The 13,071-nt window shown below is 66.0% G+C and carries 13 protein-coding genes; 8 read left to right on the top strand and 5 right to left on the bottom strand.

Annotation, left to right across the window (positions count from 1 at the left end; all coding sequences use genetic code 11):
* Window positions 1–134: 134 nt before the first annotated feature.
* Genes AC0IW9_RS24900 through AC0IW9_RS24910 form a run of 3 tightly spaced genes read right to left on the bottom strand, consistent with a single transcriptional unit; the run spans window position 135 to window position 2,394 of the window.
* Window positions 135–548 carry a hypothetical protein gene (locus AC0IW9_RS24900; RefSeq protein WP_471651011.1) on the bottom strand — a complete coding sequence of 138 codons (414 nt, stop codon included), beginning with the start codon at window positions 546–548 and terminating at the stop codon, window positions 135–137.
* A complete protein-coding gene (locus AC0IW9_RS24905) occupies window positions 545–1,897 on the bottom strand; it encodes a recombinase family protein (RefSeq protein WP_471651012.1) in 1,353 nt (450 codons plus the stop codon). The genes AC0IW9_RS24900 and AC0IW9_RS24905 overlap by 4 nt, the downstream gene beginning before the upstream one ends.
* Window positions 1,894–2,394 carry a DUF2924 domain-containing protein gene (locus tag AC0IW9_RS24910; RefSeq protein ID WP_471651013.1) on the bottom strand — a complete coding sequence of 167 codons (501 nt, stop codon included), beginning with the start codon at window positions 2,392–2,394 and terminating at the stop codon, window positions 1,894–1,896. Before AC0IW9_RS24910 ends, AC0IW9_RS24905 begins: the two co-directional genes overlap by 4 nt.
* A gap of 499 nt (window positions 2,395–2,893) precedes the next feature.
* Between AC0IW9_RS24910 and AC0IW9_RS24915 the strand changes: the two genes are divergently transcribed.
* The 6 genes from AC0IW9_RS24915 (at window position 2,894) to terL (ending at window position 10,333) form a co-directional block, all read left to right on the top strand.
* Entirely contained in the window at window positions 2,894–3,535 is a 642-nt protein-coding gene (locus AC0IW9_RS24915) for a hypothetical protein (protein WP_471651014.1), read from the top strand.
* A gap of 72 nt (window positions 3,536–3,607) precedes the next feature.
* Window positions 3,608–3,832: a helix-turn-helix transcriptional regulator gene (locus AC0IW9_RS24920; RefSeq protein ID WP_471651015.1), complete on the top strand. Its 225-nt coding sequence runs from the start codon at window positions 3,608–3,610 to the stop codon at window positions 3,830–3,832.
* 196 nt (window positions 3,833–4,028) lie between these two features.
* Window positions 4,029–6,821 carry a hypothetical protein gene (locus AC0IW9_RS24925; protein WP_471651016.1) on the top strand — a complete coding sequence of 931 codons (2,793 nt, stop codon included), beginning with the start codon at window positions 4,029–4,031 and terminating at the stop codon, window positions 6,819–6,821.
* 363 nt (window positions 6,822–7,184) lie between these two features.
* A complete protein-coding gene (locus AC0IW9_RS24930) occupies window positions 7,185–8,483 on the top strand; it encodes a site-specific DNA-methyltransferase (RefSeq protein WP_471651017.1) in 1,299 nt (432 codons plus the stop codon).
* Window positions 8,464–8,838 carry a hypothetical protein gene (locus AC0IW9_RS24935; RefSeq protein ID WP_471651018.1) on the top strand — a complete coding sequence of 125 codons (375 nt, stop codon included), beginning with the start codon at window positions 8,464–8,466 and terminating at the stop codon, window positions 8,836–8,838. Before AC0IW9_RS24930 ends, AC0IW9_RS24935 begins: the two co-directional genes overlap by 20 nt.
* Window positions 8,828–10,333: a phage terminase large subunit gene (terL, locus tag AC0IW9_RS24940; protein WP_471651019.1), complete on the top strand. Its 1,506-nt coding sequence runs from the start codon at window positions 8,828–8,830 to the stop codon at window positions 10,331–10,333. The genes AC0IW9_RS24935 and terL overlap by 11 nt, the downstream gene beginning before the upstream one ends.
* A 12-nt stretch (window positions 10,334–10,345) precedes the next feature.
* On the opposite strand, the gene AC0IW9_RS24945 is transcribed toward terL, so the two are convergent.
* Together AC0IW9_RS24945 and AC0IW9_RS24950 are read right to left on the bottom strand one after the other, a co-directional pair.
* A complete protein-coding gene (locus AC0IW9_RS24945; RefSeq protein ID WP_353959293.1) occupies window positions 10,346–11,338 on the bottom strand; it encodes a trypsin-like serine peptidase in 993 nt (330 codons plus the stop codon).
* Window positions 11,298–11,696 carry a hypothetical protein gene (locus tag AC0IW9_RS24950; RefSeq protein WP_290316408.1) on the bottom strand — a complete coding sequence of 133 codons (399 nt, stop codon included), beginning with the start codon at window positions 11,694–11,696 and terminating at the stop codon, window positions 11,298–11,300. Before AC0IW9_RS24950 ends, AC0IW9_RS24945 begins: the two co-directional genes overlap by 41 nt.
* 128 nt (window positions 11,697–11,824) lie before the next feature.
* Between AC0IW9_RS24950 and AC0IW9_RS24955 the strand changes: the two genes are divergently transcribed.
* Window positions 11,825–12,748 carry a hypothetical protein gene (locus tag AC0IW9_RS24955; protein WP_471651020.1) on the top strand — a complete coding sequence of 308 codons (924 nt, stop codon included), beginning with the start codon at window positions 11,825–11,827 and terminating at the stop codon, window positions 12,746–12,748.
* A 114-nt stretch (window positions 12,749–12,862) separates the two neighbouring features.
* A complete protein-coding gene (locus tag AC0IW9_RS24960) occupies window positions 12,863–13,066 on the top strand; it encodes a hypothetical protein (protein WP_290316411.1) in 204 nt (67 codons plus the stop codon).
* The last annotated feature ends 5 nt before the right edge of the window (window positions 13,067–13,071 follow it).

The following is a 13,071-nucleotide window of genomic DNA, read 5'->3' on the forward strand; positions in this document are numbered from 1 at the left end:
CGCGATAAGCAGCGAGCTCAAGCGACACACCCAGTCGCGCGGAATGCTCAGGCAGACGGTAGAAACCTCTACTTCCTCGTCGGCTCAGATGCGGTGAATGAGCTCATGCTCATCCATGATGAAGGCGATGAGCTTCACTGCTTTGCTCCGATCACGCTCGAGTCTGACCGGCCAAAAAGCAACCGCTGCTCGGCCCAGGATGCCGGAAACGGCTGCAGCAGGCGGGGCAAGTTTGGCCCGCCGGGATGGCGGCCGTTCAGGACCGCCTCAACGAGGTCAGGCGCCAGCAGCGTCAGCCGCAGCAGCGACCCAAGATACCCCCGCTCGATCCGCTCCGCTGCGCCCATTTCGCCGATCGAGGCATAACGCCCCTCGTCCAGCAGACGCTGGTACCGGAACGCCCGTGCCATCGCCTTCACCAGCGCCGGGTCAGCCCGAGTTACAACAACCGACACACCCTCCTGCACCGGCGTCACCACCGTCTTTCGCCCCGGCCGGCGCCGGATGGTCAGCGGCACCCGGACCGTGATGTTGGTGGCCGCGCTCATGCCGCCACGCACTCTGCACCGGGCGCCCGCCTGCCGAGATCCCGGACGAGGCCGGACAGTCCCTCGACCCGCAGCCGAATGTCCGCGCCGCTCGGCCCAACCACCACGCGCTCCACCAGCGACCGCACGATCCGCGCCTGCTCTGCCGGGAATAGCTGCTCCCAAAGCGGGTCGAGCCGAACCAGCGCCTCCCGCGTCTCGCTCTCAGTCAGGTCCGGCGTATCGACCCGCGCCGCCCGCCAGGTGCCGACCACGATCTCCGGCTGTCGCAGCAGCGCGCGTACCTGGTCCACCACCGCAGCCTCGATCGCCGCTGCCGATACCCGGCGCACGATGGTGTCGTCGCCGGCGGCTTCGCCCTTCAGCACGCGCTGCGCTACGTAGTATCGGTAGAGGTGGCCGTTTTTCCGGGCGTGGGTCGGCGACAATGCCCGGCCATCCACCCCAAAGATCAGGCCCTTCAACAGCGCCGGCGTCTGCGCCCGGTTCTGGTTCGCGCGCACCCGCGGGCTGATCTGCAGCACGGCATGCGCCCGGTCCCATAGCTCCCGCGGCACGATGCCCTGGTGCTCACCTGGGTAGACCTGCCCCTTATGCGCGGCCTCTCCGACATAGGTCCGGTTATGGAGCAGCTTGTAGACGTCGCCCTTGTCTAGCGGCCGGCCCGACTTGCTGGTGGCGCCCGTAGTCTGCAGCCGGCGGACGGTCTCGATGCCCGATCCCGTCTCGGCGAAGATCTCGAACAGCCGCCGTACCCGCAGTGCCTCCTCATCGTTCACGATCAACTTCCGGTCCCGCACGTCGTAGCCGAGCGGCACCTTGCCCCCCATCCACATGCCGCGGGCTCGGGAGGCTGCGAACTTGTCCCGGATCCGCTCTCCAATGACCTCGCGCTCGAACTGCGCGAAGCTGAGCAGGATGTTCAGCGTCAGCCGCCCCATGCTGGTCGTGGTGTTGAAGCTTTGGGTGACCGAGACGAACGTCACCCCGTGCGCCTCCATGGTCTCTACCAGCTTGGCGAAGTCCATCAGCGAGCGGGACAGGCGGTCAATCTTGTAGACCACGATGACGTCGACCCGATCGGCCTCGATATCCCGCAAGAGCCGCTGCAAGGCTGGCCGCTCGAGCGTGCCGCCAGTGAAGCCGCCATCGTCGTACTGGTCCCGGACCAGCAGCCAGCCCTCGGCGCGTTGGGAGGCGATGTAGGCCTCGCAGGCGTCCCGCTGGGCATCCAGGGTGTTGAACACCTTGTCCAGGCCCTCATCGGTCGATTTGCGGGTGTAGACCGCACAGCGGAGCTTCTTCACGGTCGCCGGTATCGCGGGCTCTGGCAGCTTCCGGCGGCTCATGCTCCAGGTCTCCCCTTAAGACCGAAGAAGGTCCAGCCATTCCAGCGGGTGCCGGTGATGTGCCGGGCAATGGCCGAGAGGGACCGGTAGGGCCTGCCCTCGAACTCGAAGTCATCGGCCCGAATGGTGACGACATGCTCGACACCTCCATGCTCGCGGATCAGGCGTGTCCCAGGTAGCGGCCGACTATCAGCGCGGATCCGCCGCAGGACGATGTTGCCGCCGTCCAGCTGCTCGCCCAGCGCCTCGAGCCGGGCCCGGGTCTCGGGCTTCAGGCCGCCATAGGCCAGTTCTTGAATACGGTAGGCCAGTCGGCTTTGGATGTAGGCTTTGTTGAAGGGTGGCGGCTCCTTTCCAAAAAGCTCCCGCCACTGCTGCTTCAGTAGAGCGATCGGAGTCGTCTGGAGGGCGGCCAGCCGGCCCAGGACGTCAGCGGGTGGGACCCTGGGAATGGTCGGCGCCGGCGTTGGTGGCGCGGTCGAGGGTCGTCGGGTCATGCGGTAGGCCTCTCTCTGGGGGCCGCATAACCGCTCTGCCGGGCGGTATAGTGTAGCGAACTCTCTCCCGCGCCGCCTGCCTGCTCGGTGTCGTGGGCACTATCCTCGGCATTGCGGCACCGTAGCCGCAGCAGGCCGGCGGCCAGGATGGTGCAGACCTCGCGGAGGTGGGGCGGGAGGTGCATCAGCTCCGCTCCGAGGGGGACCATCAGGCAACCCTCGGGGCTATTTCGCGGCCGAAGACAAAGCTTCCAGACGATAAGACCAGGCCATTACCGTCGTAGCCATGAGAACCGATTCGCAACTTGGAGGGCTCCGACTGAAGGACGCCCTTATTCATTGGTCTGACCCACGACTGGTCGAGGCAGTACGGGCTCAGGAACGCCTCCACACGCCGTTCGAAATGGCGCAGCTGGACCACCGTCCCTTGCTTTGCAGTCCAGAGATGCTGGCCCAGCCCACCTCGACTAGGTGGATGGCTGGGCCAGCTGACTACACGATGCTGCTCGACGCATGGCGGGCGTTGGAGACCGAGTTCGCGGCAAAACTGGTGCGCGGGGAGTTTCATCTGGTCGGTGTCCAGATTCGGCCAGTTCGGATGCAGGCAACAAGCGTGATCCCGGGGGTATGGGCTGCTGAGCTGAAGTTTCACTTCGGCTCGGATGTGGTGACCCTCGATGGAATGAAGTATGGCGCCGTCCTTGCCGTTCAGGGGCCTGAGCCACCCGCAGCCGATGCAGAACAGGCTGCGCCTGATCCAGCGGCGCCGAGGGCGAAGGAAAGCGCGGCAGTACCGGCGCAAATTACGCTCACTAACATTCGGGCGCTGAGCGACGAGGAAGTCTTGCTTCTGCTGGAGGACCATGCGCGTCGGGTCGTCGAAGGACCGGACACACCGTTGATCGCGCCCGGGAAAATCTCCTTGATTCCACTGATACAGCGGAAGATGGAGCATCGATCGACGGTAGGCGAACTGATGCCGACCATGGCCGACGAGAGCGAGGTGCTGGCGGCCTGGATCGCCGAGAAGGTTACTTCGTATCAAGTGCCAACAGCTCCCACTATCGCAAAGACGCTGGCCTCTGCGTATCGGCAACTGAAAGCGCGATCCAAGGCCGCGATTCAAAAAGAGAAAGGTTGAATCGCGGTTCTGGATCGCGTGTTTGAAGGCTGCGCCTCATCCCGAAGAAATTCGAAGCGATGAGGTTTGATAATGCAGGAGTGCTTTGCCGCCGGTGAGCGGACCGACCAAACTGATTGCCAGCGTCTCAGTCAGACCGACCTCGCTCGCCGCTGGTGCATTAGCCCACGGACGCTCGAGCGGTGGCGCTGGCTTGGTCAGGGCCCCGCCTTCTTGAAAGTCGGTGGTCGCGTCCGCTATCGCCTGGAAGACATTGAGGCCTTCGAAGCCGCTCAGTTGCGTGGGGGCGGTCAGTGAGGGACCCGGCCGCGGCGGCGGGGATGAGTGACCCGGTCCGCAATTCTTCCTTCAGGCGACGCTGGCGAGAGGCGCATCAGCCCCCGCAGCCGGTAGCGCTCCCGCCGAAGCCGGGGGCTGATCTGCTGGGACCGATTGGTCTGGCGCTTCTGAACGCTTGGCGCCGCAAGCAGACCGTCCGTCCGGTGGTGGGCTCATGAACGCGCAGACTGCGGCCGAAGCGGCGGCGGCGGACGCCAGCGCCAGGACCTTTAGCTGCACCTTCGGCTACTACAACCAGACTGGGCCCTGGGCCGATAGGCGGTCACTGTTCTGGCCGGAGCTCGTAAACAAGCTGACGCGGCATGAGATTGGGGCAAAGGTTGGCACCTGCATTGTGCCCGCCATCTTCTCAGGCACGCGCCGGCAGAAGGGCGACGCCCAGCAGATCGACGTCGCCTTCCTCGACAGCGATGCCGGGGCCACCCTGCAGGAGATCACGACCGCCCTTGCCGAGCATGGCTGGATGGCCGCTGTCAGCTCGACCCACTCCCACCTGACCACCACCACCCGGGCCAAGCGCGGTAATTGGGACAAGTACAGGGCTGCGGCTAAGGACGCCCTCGGGGCGCCGTCGGACTTCCTCGTCACCGAGAAAGAATACCTGCCCCGCATTGCTGCCGGTGCGCAGATCGTGGCCGAGGATGCCGAATACGTCACCTTCCGGCACAAGCCCTGCCCCAAGTTCCGCATCGCGTTGCCGCTGCTGCGGTCCTGGGCGGCGCCGGCCTATGACAATCAACGCCAAGCTAATGCGGCCTGGAAGGAGCGCATCGAGGCTTTAGCCGCGGCGCTAAAGCTGAGCCACGACCAGGCCTGCACCGATACTTCTCGCTTGTTCTACCTGCCGAGGCGGCCAGCTGATGGACCGCCGGCGGAGACGGCCGTGCTGACGGGCATCCCCTGCGACATCTTCGCACTGCCGCAGGTTACCAAGCCCAACGGTCGCCGGGGCGGGGCCAAGGCCACTCGCTCGGGTAAGGCAGGCAAGCAGGAACATACCAAGGACAGTCCCGACGTCGCAGTGGACCCCTTCGTCGACCCCGACACGGGGGAGACGATTGACCTGCTGGACTGGGCCGCCTCCGGCACGGCCAGCCGGTTCGAGATCGTCAAGGCGCTGAAAGCCCGCAGGCCCGACCTGTTCATCGGCAAAGTCACCGGTAGCACGAAGCACCACATCCGCTGCGCCAACGAGGATCGGCATACCGATCCAGGGGCCGATGCGGCGACGATGATCGTCAACTCGAGCGAGAGCACCAGCCAGGGCTTCGTCTATCACTGCCGCCATGCCCACTGCGATGAGGTGGACCGCCTAGTCTTCCTTCGCAGGATGCTGGAACAGGGCTGGCTGAAGGTGTCGGACCTGACGGACGGCAAGTTCCTAGTCGGTGGTGTCCCGGCCCGGCCGCTTATCCGTTTTGAGGCGGGTGAGCTGCCACAGGTGACGGATCTGGCCGAGGAGGCCCTGCTCAACAGCGGTCTGAGCATCTACCAGCGCGGGGCCATCGTGGTGCGGCCCGGGCGGATCATGGTCACCGTGGCCGATCGTCGAATGGTGTCGGCCCAAAGCATCATCGAGGTCGGAGATCACGCCATGGTCGAACTCATGACCAAGGCCGCCAGATGGGAACGCTATGACGGGCGCTCGGAGAACTGGGTTACCATCGACGCACCGATGAAGGTTGCGGCGACCTATCTGGAGCGGGTCGGGCGCTGGCGCCTGCCGGTGCTGGCGGGCTTGATCAATGCGCCGACCCTGCGGCGGGATGGGAGCATCCTGGCCAAATCCGGATATGATCCGACCACGGGGCTGCTGCTGGAGATGGGTGCGGAGGCCTTCCCGGCCGTGCCCGACCAGCCAACTAAGTCCGATGCCGCTACCGCGCTTGGCCTGCTGGATCAGCTGGTTGCTACCTTCCCCTTCAAGGATGGCCCCAGCCGCGCGGTGATCATCTCGGCGATCCTGACAGCCTGCATCCGGCGCTCGTTGCTAACCGCGCCGATGCACGGCTTTACCGCTCCCACGGCTGGCTCAGGCAAGTCCATGCTGGTGGACCTGGTCAGCCTCGTCGCCAGCGGTCGGGAGGCCGCGGTCATCTCGCAGGGCAAGACCGAGGAGGAGTTGGAGAAGCGCCTCGGTGCGCTGCTGCTGGCCGGCGATCAGGTCATTGCCATCGACAACTGTGAGGCGCCGCTCGGCGGTGAGTTCCTATGTGCCATGCTGACCCAGCCGATAGTGCGGGCGCGCATTCTGGGCCTGTCGAAGGCCCCCGAGCTGCCGACCAATGCCTGCGTAACGGCGACCGGCAACAACCTGGTGCTGGTCGGCGATATGACCCGACGGGCCATCGTATGCCGGTTGGACCCCAAGCATGAACGGCCCGAGTTGCGTCGCTTTGAAACCACGCCGGTCGAGACGGTGAAGGCCGACCGCGGGCGCTACCTCGTCGCCGTGCTGACGGTACTGCGCGCTTATCACGTCGCCGGCCGACCCGGGCAACCGGATCCGCTTGGGTCTTTTGGAGACTGGAGCGGTTGGGTCCGCGGCGCACTGCTTTGGCTCGGTTACGCTGACCCGGTTGATACCATCGAGGAAACGCGGGATATGGACCCGCGGCTTGACGCACTTACCAGCGTGGTGACGCAATGGTTGGCGGTGATCGGGACCTCCAGCGCCTCGGTACGCACCATTATCGAGCAGGCGACCCAGCAGCAAACAACCTCCGTGGGGGCGTTCGCTTACCCCAAAGCTGAGTTCGCCTATCCTGATTTTCGGGAAGCGCTCCTTGCCATCGCCGGCGAAGGCGGCGCCATCAACGGCAAGCGTCTCGGAAAATGGCTGGGCAGCTGCCAGGACCGCATCGTAGCGGGACACCGCATTGCACGCGCTGGCACCAGCGCCGGCGTGTTGCGCTGGCGCCTCGAGGCCGCAACACCTCATGGCTGACTTGATCACCATCGGTGATGATGGTGCCTTTGGTGCCTTTTACGGCTTTGATCCCGAAGCCCCACGGGAAGTGTCAGAAGCGAAAGTTATCCATTATACGATACACATGTGTTGACAGTTTTGTAGAGGTAGGGCGGAGAAACCCTCAAAAGGCACCAAAGGCACCAAAGGCACCATGATGAACCTCACGGCGCTCGCGGGTTCCTCGTGTACCTTCCGATGCGTCACCAGAAGTAGCCATCTCCCACCATGCGCGGACAACATCGTAGTCCTGCGCGCGCATGTCGCGTTGCGGCCCGAATCCTCCATCCGGTATCATAGGTGCACCGCCGCGCTGCTCAGAGCGCTGCCCGGAGCATCACCATGGCCGGCCGCCAGCCTGCAGTCCCGACTGAGGACCAGTGCCGCATCTTCCCCACCTACAAGCCGGCATCGGTCGCCGACCTCGTGCCCTACGCCCGGAACGCCCGTACGCATTCGCCGGCGCAGGTCGCGCAGATCGCCGCCTCCATCCGCGAGTTCGGCTTCACCAACCCCATCTTGGTGGACGGCGAGCGCGGCGTCATCGCCGGCCACGGTCGCCTGCTGGCCGCCCGGCAGCTCGGCATGACGGAAGTGCCGACCATCGAGCTGACCCACCTCAGTGCTGCCCAGCGCCGCGCCTACATCCTGGCCGACAACCGCCTGGCGCTCTCCGCCGGCTGGGACGACGATCTGCTGCGGATCGAGCTCGGCGATCTCCAGGCCGAGGGCTTCAACCTGGCGCTGACCGGGTTCGACCCGCTGGAGCTTGGCGCTCTGTTTGCCGTGCCCACCAGCGGCCTGACCGACCCGGACGAGATCCCACCGGTGCCGGAGACGCCGGTCAGCCGGCCCGGCGACCTTTGGCAGCTGGGCCGCCACCGCCTGCTCTGCGGCGACAGCACCGATGCAGCCGCGGTGGAGGCGGTCCTCGCCGGGGTCCGGCCGCACCTGATGGTCACCGACCCACCCTATGGGGTGGAATACGATCCTGCCTGGCGCAATGTCGCCCTGGCCGGCGGCAAGACCGCCCGGGTCGGCAAGGTGCTGAACGACGACCGGGCTGACTGGCGCGAGGCCTGGGCGCTGTTCCCCGGCGAGGTTGCCTATGTCTGGCATGGCGCCCTGCACGCCGGCACCGTGGCCGAGAGCCTCACCGCGACGGGCTTTGCCGTCCGCGCCCAGATCATCTGGGCCAAGGAGCGGCTGGTCATGGGCCGCGGCCACTACCACTGGCAGCATGAGCCCTGCTGGTACGCGGTCCGCGGCACCGGACACTGGAGCGGTGACCGCAAGCAGACTACGCTCTGGTCCATCCCCAGCCGTGGCCAGGATGCCACCACCACCCACGGCACCCAGAAGCCGGTCGAGTGCATGGCCCGGCCAATGCGGAACAACTCCAGCCCCGGCCAGGCGGTCTACGAGCCCTTCTGCGGCTCAGGCACCACCCTGATCGCCGCCGAGATGGAGGGCCGCGCCTGCCACGCCATCGAACTCGCCCCGGCCTATGTGGACGTCGCCCTGGCCCGCTGGCAGGCCTTCACCGGGCTGCAGGCGACGCTACAGGACCCCGGCACGACCTTCGCCGCCCTTGGGGCCCAGCGGGCGACGGAGGCCGTGGATGGGCGCGCCAGCCTATAGCCCGACCGAGGAGCAGCAGCGCACGGTCCGCGCCATGTCAGGGTTCGGCATCCCCCAGGCCGACATCGCCACCCTGCTTGAGATCGACGACAAGACCCTGCGCAAGCACTTCCGCCGGGAGCTGGACCGCGGCTCGATCGAGGCCACGGCCAAGGTGGCGCAGACGCTGTTCCAGATGGCCACCTCCGGCCAGAACACCGCGGCGGCGATCTTTTGGATGAAGGCCCGGGCCGGCTGGCGCGAGAAGCACGAGTTGATCCTCTCGGCCAAGACGCCGGAGATCATGACCGACGAGGAGCTGCTCGACGAGATCGCCCGGTCGCGGGCGGCCCGGCTGACGATCGATGGCGAGTGACGCCGCCTGGGAGCTGGGCCAGCGCCGGGCGATGCGCCGGGACTTCGGCCTCTGGTGCGGCCATGCCCTGACCCCGCAGGGCCTGGCTCCGGCCGCCCACCACCGCCTGCTTATCCGCGAGCTGCAGGCCGTGGCGGACGGGGTGCAGGACCGCCTGATGGTCTTCATGCCGCCCGGCTCGGCCAAGAGCACCTATACCTCGGACCTCTTCCCCGCTTGGTTCCTGGCCCAGGGCCGCGATCGCCGGGTGATCGCCACCAGCAACACCGCAGACCTGGCGGGGACCTTCTCCCGCCGGGTCCGCGGCCGGATCCGCAGCGATGGCCTGGTGCTGGGCTACCGGCTCGAGCGCGAGGCGGAGGACCTCTGGACCACCAGCAATGGTGGTGAGTACCGCGCCGCCGGCATCGGCGGCGTCATCACCGGCCTACGCGCCGACCTGGCGCTGATCGACGACCCGGTGAAGTCCCGCGAGGAGGCGGATAGCGAGGCGCGGCGCAATCGGGTCTGGGAGTGGTTCCAGGACGACCTGCGCACCCGCCTGCGGCCTGGTGCGGCCATCGTGTTGGTGCAGACCCGCTGGCATGAGGACGACCTCTCCGGGCGGCTGCTGGCGGCCCAGCGGGATCAGTGGCGGGTGGTGTCGCTGCCGGCTGAGGCCGAGGCGGACGACCCGCTGGGCCGGGCCCCGGGGGAGATGCTCTGGGGCGACGACGGCTACGGCTATGCCGCCTCGCTCGCCCGAGTGAAGGCCGAGGCCAGCACCCGCAGCTGGTCCGGCCTGTATCAGCAACGCCCGGTCCCGGACACCGGCGACTACTTCCAGCGGGACTGGCTGCACCAGGCCGACAGCATGCCTGACCGGGCGACGCTGCGGGTCTATGGCGGCTCCGACTATGCCGTCACGGCAAACGGTGGGGATTTCACCGTGCACGCCGTGGTGGGGATGGATCCGAATGGCCGGCTCTGGCTGCTCGATCTGTGGCGTGGCCAGACTGCCTCCGATACCTGGGTTGAGGCCTTCTGTGATCTTGTCCGGCAGTGGAAGCCGATCGGCTGGGCAGAGGAGGTTGGGCAGATTCGCGCCGGCATCGGGCCCTTCCTTGAGCGGCGGATGCGCGAGCGCCAAGCCTTCGTGGCGCGGCATGCCTTTCCGACCCGGGGCGACAAATCTGTGCGGGCACAGTCGATCCGCGGGCGCATTGCGCTGGATGGGCTGCACCTGCCGCGGCAGGCGGCTTGGCGGCACGCCTTCGAGGCGGAGTTGCTGACCTTTCCGGCCGGCAAGCATGACGATCAGGTCGATGCGCTGGGGCTGGTCGGCCAGCTGCTCGACAAGATGGTCACTGGCACCGCACTCAGCCCAAGTCGACGGAGCCGGAGGATAGCTGGGTCCGGCTGTTCGAGCGGGATGCGAATGGTGGTGCCGTCACCTGGCGGACGGCCTAGCCTCGGGGGTGTTCAACACCGATCGACGACCGTTGGTCGGTGGTGAACAGGCCGTCGGCTATGGCGGGCCAGCCCTGGTGGGGGTGGAGAGGGATTTTGCTGGAGGCACGCCGGCCGCAAGGTCGATCTCCCATGCTGGAACTGCTGCTCCGCCTGTTACACCTACAAAGGTAGTGCTTTCGGCTGTTGTAGTGCGGCCACCACGCACACCACTGGCCACGCCAATTATGGACCATTCTCCTGAGGGAGCCCGGGCGAGCAGAGGTGCACCGCTGGTGCCGCGCGTTCCAGCGCAGGTATGCAAAAGCATCAGACGTCCAGCAACGTCGCGCTCGCCTCCAACAACATGGCAACTGAGGTCGCCGAGTAGCACCTCCCTGCGATCCTGTTGATAACCCCCCAGGGCAACAGGAATACCCTCTGATCCGCGAGAGAACGTGCGCAAGTCAGCAAGACGCAGCACTCCAGCGGCTGAGGCAAGAGGCGCTTCGAGCGTCAGGACTGCCCAGTCGTCTCCCGATGCCATCGGGGATGGTGTGTATGTCGGCGCCACCACGTAGCTGCTGACGCGTGCGTGTCCCGCGTGCTGACCATGTTGATATCCCAAAACAAAGTGAAGGGAGTTAGGCTGCATAAAGCAACCGCTTCTTGAGCTGACGACGCAATGGGCAGCGGTCAGCACGGTTGTCGGGGCAATCAACGCCCCCGTGCAGAAGCTGCCGAGGGCAGCGTTGTTGACGCGGCCCAACGCAGACCAGGGAGCATCTGCCGAGTTAAGACGGGCCCTGGGATCTGGGCCTGGACCAAGCCCGATCCGTACAGCACCGGGTACACGCACGCGCAGAGGAGTGTTGCAGTCCGCGAGCGCTGTCGCCGCACTCAGTAGCAAAGATGGAAGGAAAAATGTGACGCCGGCCGCAAAGCGAAGGCATTTTCGAGCAAAAGCAGTTCCGGTGATTTGCATCTGTGCCCCCCAACTCGACAAAGCTGCGCAGAACCATACGAAACGATCAAGGATGTTGGATTTGGCGAACAGCCTTACAGTCTGCATAAGCGAACTTCAGGCAGTTGCTCGCGCCATCACCCTTGTCACCGTTGTACGTCCAGGTCCCGCGGCCGGACGGCACCGGCACACCCCTTTCGTTCAGCGCCCTGGCCATCGCCGCATGGCTGGTGACACTCCCCTCACGCAACCGCTCAATGTCTATGGCTACGCGGTGTGCCGCCTGCTCCGCCACCTTGCGCCGCGCCACGCCGACAAGCGTGGCATCTGGGCCGCAGGCAGGCCGGAAGCCCCTATCACCCCCCAACACCGCCCCACAGGCCTTGGCAGCTGCCAGCGCGGCTTTTGTACAGCCGCTGATCAGCTCCCATTCCTTCTGCGCCACGGCAGCGTAGATCCGCATCATTGGGCCATCGGCGCCCGGCATGTCATCTGCCCGGATCGCATAGCCCTCCTCCAGCAGGCTGGAGTATGATCAGGCGTTTTGAGCGTGCCGTGCAATGATGCGGTGTGGTGCGGCCAGAAGGAGCCTGAATGTTCGATCTGCTGGTCCATGCTGATTGGAGCAAACACAGCCGGAAGCGATGGGCCGCGACCGCACGGCGGGTTGGTAGTAGCTGGGAGGTGGGTGCGCCAGAACGAGTGGGCCTTATTCAGGACTTCTTATACCGGGCGTTTGCCTCAGCCGAGCATGACAGAGTGCTACTCGGATTCGACTTTCCCATCGGCCTGCCCGAAGCCTACGGCGTCCAGACTGGGGCACGCGGGTTCGTCGATTTTCTGGACCTCCTCGGGACCAACGCCTGGCCGGATTTTTTCGAGGTGGCGCAGAGACCGGATCAGATATCGCTACGCCGGCCCTTCTACCCCCAAGGCGCGCCCAAAGGTGTAACCCGCGCTACCCTGGTGGCCGGCCTGGGTGTTAACAGCTTCAATGAGCTGCTGCGGGCCTCCGAGCGCGCTACGTCCTATCGCCAAGCGGCCTGCTCGATCTTTTGGACCTTGGGTGGGAACCAAGTCGGCAAGGCGGCCCTCGCTGGTTGGCAGGAAGTCGTCATCCCTGCCCGGCGTCGCGGCGCACGCCTGTGGCCGTTCGAGGGCACGCTCGCCGAGTTGGCGGTGCTCCCTGGCGTCGTCATAGCTGAAACCTACCCCGCCGAAGCCTATCGCTTGGTTGGCGCCGAGTTCTCCCGTGGCGAAAGCAAGCGCAGAATGGCCGACCGGTGCCGGAAGGCGGAGGCGATCTTCGCATGGGCCGCGGCGCATGGGGTTCGCCTCGCGCCCGGAGCGCAGCAGGCCATCCTGGACGGCTTTGGACCGCTGTCAGCAGGGGAGGACGCCTTCGATGCTCTGATGGGGCTGGTGAAGATGATCGAGGTGGCAGATGGGCGCCGACCAGAGGCCACCGAGGTGCAAGACCGCTCCCGAGCCTGGGAAGGGTGGATCTTGGCGCGGTAGGGCGACTCGGCAGCTTTGAGCTCCGCGCCGTCGGGCTGTGGATATCGGGGATAAGGGAGGTCAGCCCTGATTTAGCAGCACCATGTTGTTCTTTATTTGTTCTAGGCTTCGGCCATGCCAGACGATTCTCCGCCGCCCCACCCCGCCCAGCTTGGCTTCTTCGAGCCCAAGGCGTTGCGTATGACGCCAGGGGAGCGGGACCTGGTGGCGGCGTTCATGGAGCGCGTGCTGGCGGCGCATCCGGCTTGGCCTTGGCCACTGATTGAGGAGGAGGCACGGCGGCGGGCCGAAGAAATGTTCGTCGTCGTCCGGAGGTGACCGGG

Source organism: Belnapia sp. AC561 (assembly GCF_979252845.1).

Bases quoted from the DNA above. Each gene is read 5' to 3' on its own strand.
- AC0IW9_RS24955 (WP_471651020.1), top strand. From the start codon at position 11,825: ATGTTCGATCTGCTGGTCCATGCTGATTGGAGCAAACACAGCCGGAAG.
- AC0IW9_RS24915 (WP_471651014.1), top strand. From the start codon at position 2,894: ATGCTGCTCGACGCATGGCGGGCGTTGGAGACCGAGTTCGCGGCAAAA.
- AC0IW9_RS24930 (WP_471651017.1), top strand. From the start codon at position 7,185: ATGGCCGGCCGCCAGCCTGCAGTCCCGACTGAGGACCAGTGCCGCATC.
- AC0IW9_RS24950 (WP_290316408.1), bottom strand. From the start codon at position 11,696: ATGATGCGGATCTACGCTGCCGTGGCGCAGAAGGAATGGGAGCTGATC.
- AC0IW9_RS24910 (WP_471651013.1), bottom strand. From the start codon at position 2,394: ATGACCCGACGACCCTCGACCGCGCCACCAACGCCGGCGCCGACCATT.
- AC0IW9_RS24900 (WP_471651011.1), bottom strand. From the start codon at position 548: ATGAGCGCGGCCACCAACATCACGGTCCGGGTGCCGCTGACCATCCGG.
- AC0IW9_RS24935 (WP_471651018.1), top strand. From the start codon at position 8,464: ATGGGCGCGCCAGCCTATAGCCCGACCGAGGAGCAGCAGCGCACGGTC.
- AC0IW9_RS24925 (WP_471651016.1), top strand. From the start codon at position 4,029: ATGAACGCGCAGACTGCGGCCGAAGCGGCGGCGGCGGACGCCAGCGCC.
- AC0IW9_RS24960 (WP_290316411.1), top strand. From the start codon at position 12,863: ATGCCAGACGATTCTCCGCCGCCCCACCCCGCCCAGCTTGGCTTCTTC.
- terL (WP_471651019.1), top strand. From the start codon at position 8,828: ATGGCGAGTGACGCCGCCTGGGAGCTGGGCCAGCGCCGGGCGATGCGC.
- AC0IW9_RS24905 (WP_471651012.1), bottom strand. From the start codon at position 1,897: ATGAGCCGCCGGAAGCTGCCAGAGCCCGCGATACCGGCGACCGTGAAG.
- AC0IW9_RS24945 (WP_353959293.1), bottom strand. From the start codon at position 11,338: ATGCAGACTGTAAGGCTGTTCGCCAAATCCAACATCCTTGATCGTTTC.
- AC0IW9_RS24920 (WP_471651015.1), top strand. From the start codon at position 3,608: ATGCAGGAGTGCTTTGCCGCCGGTGAGCGGACCGACCAAACTGATTGC.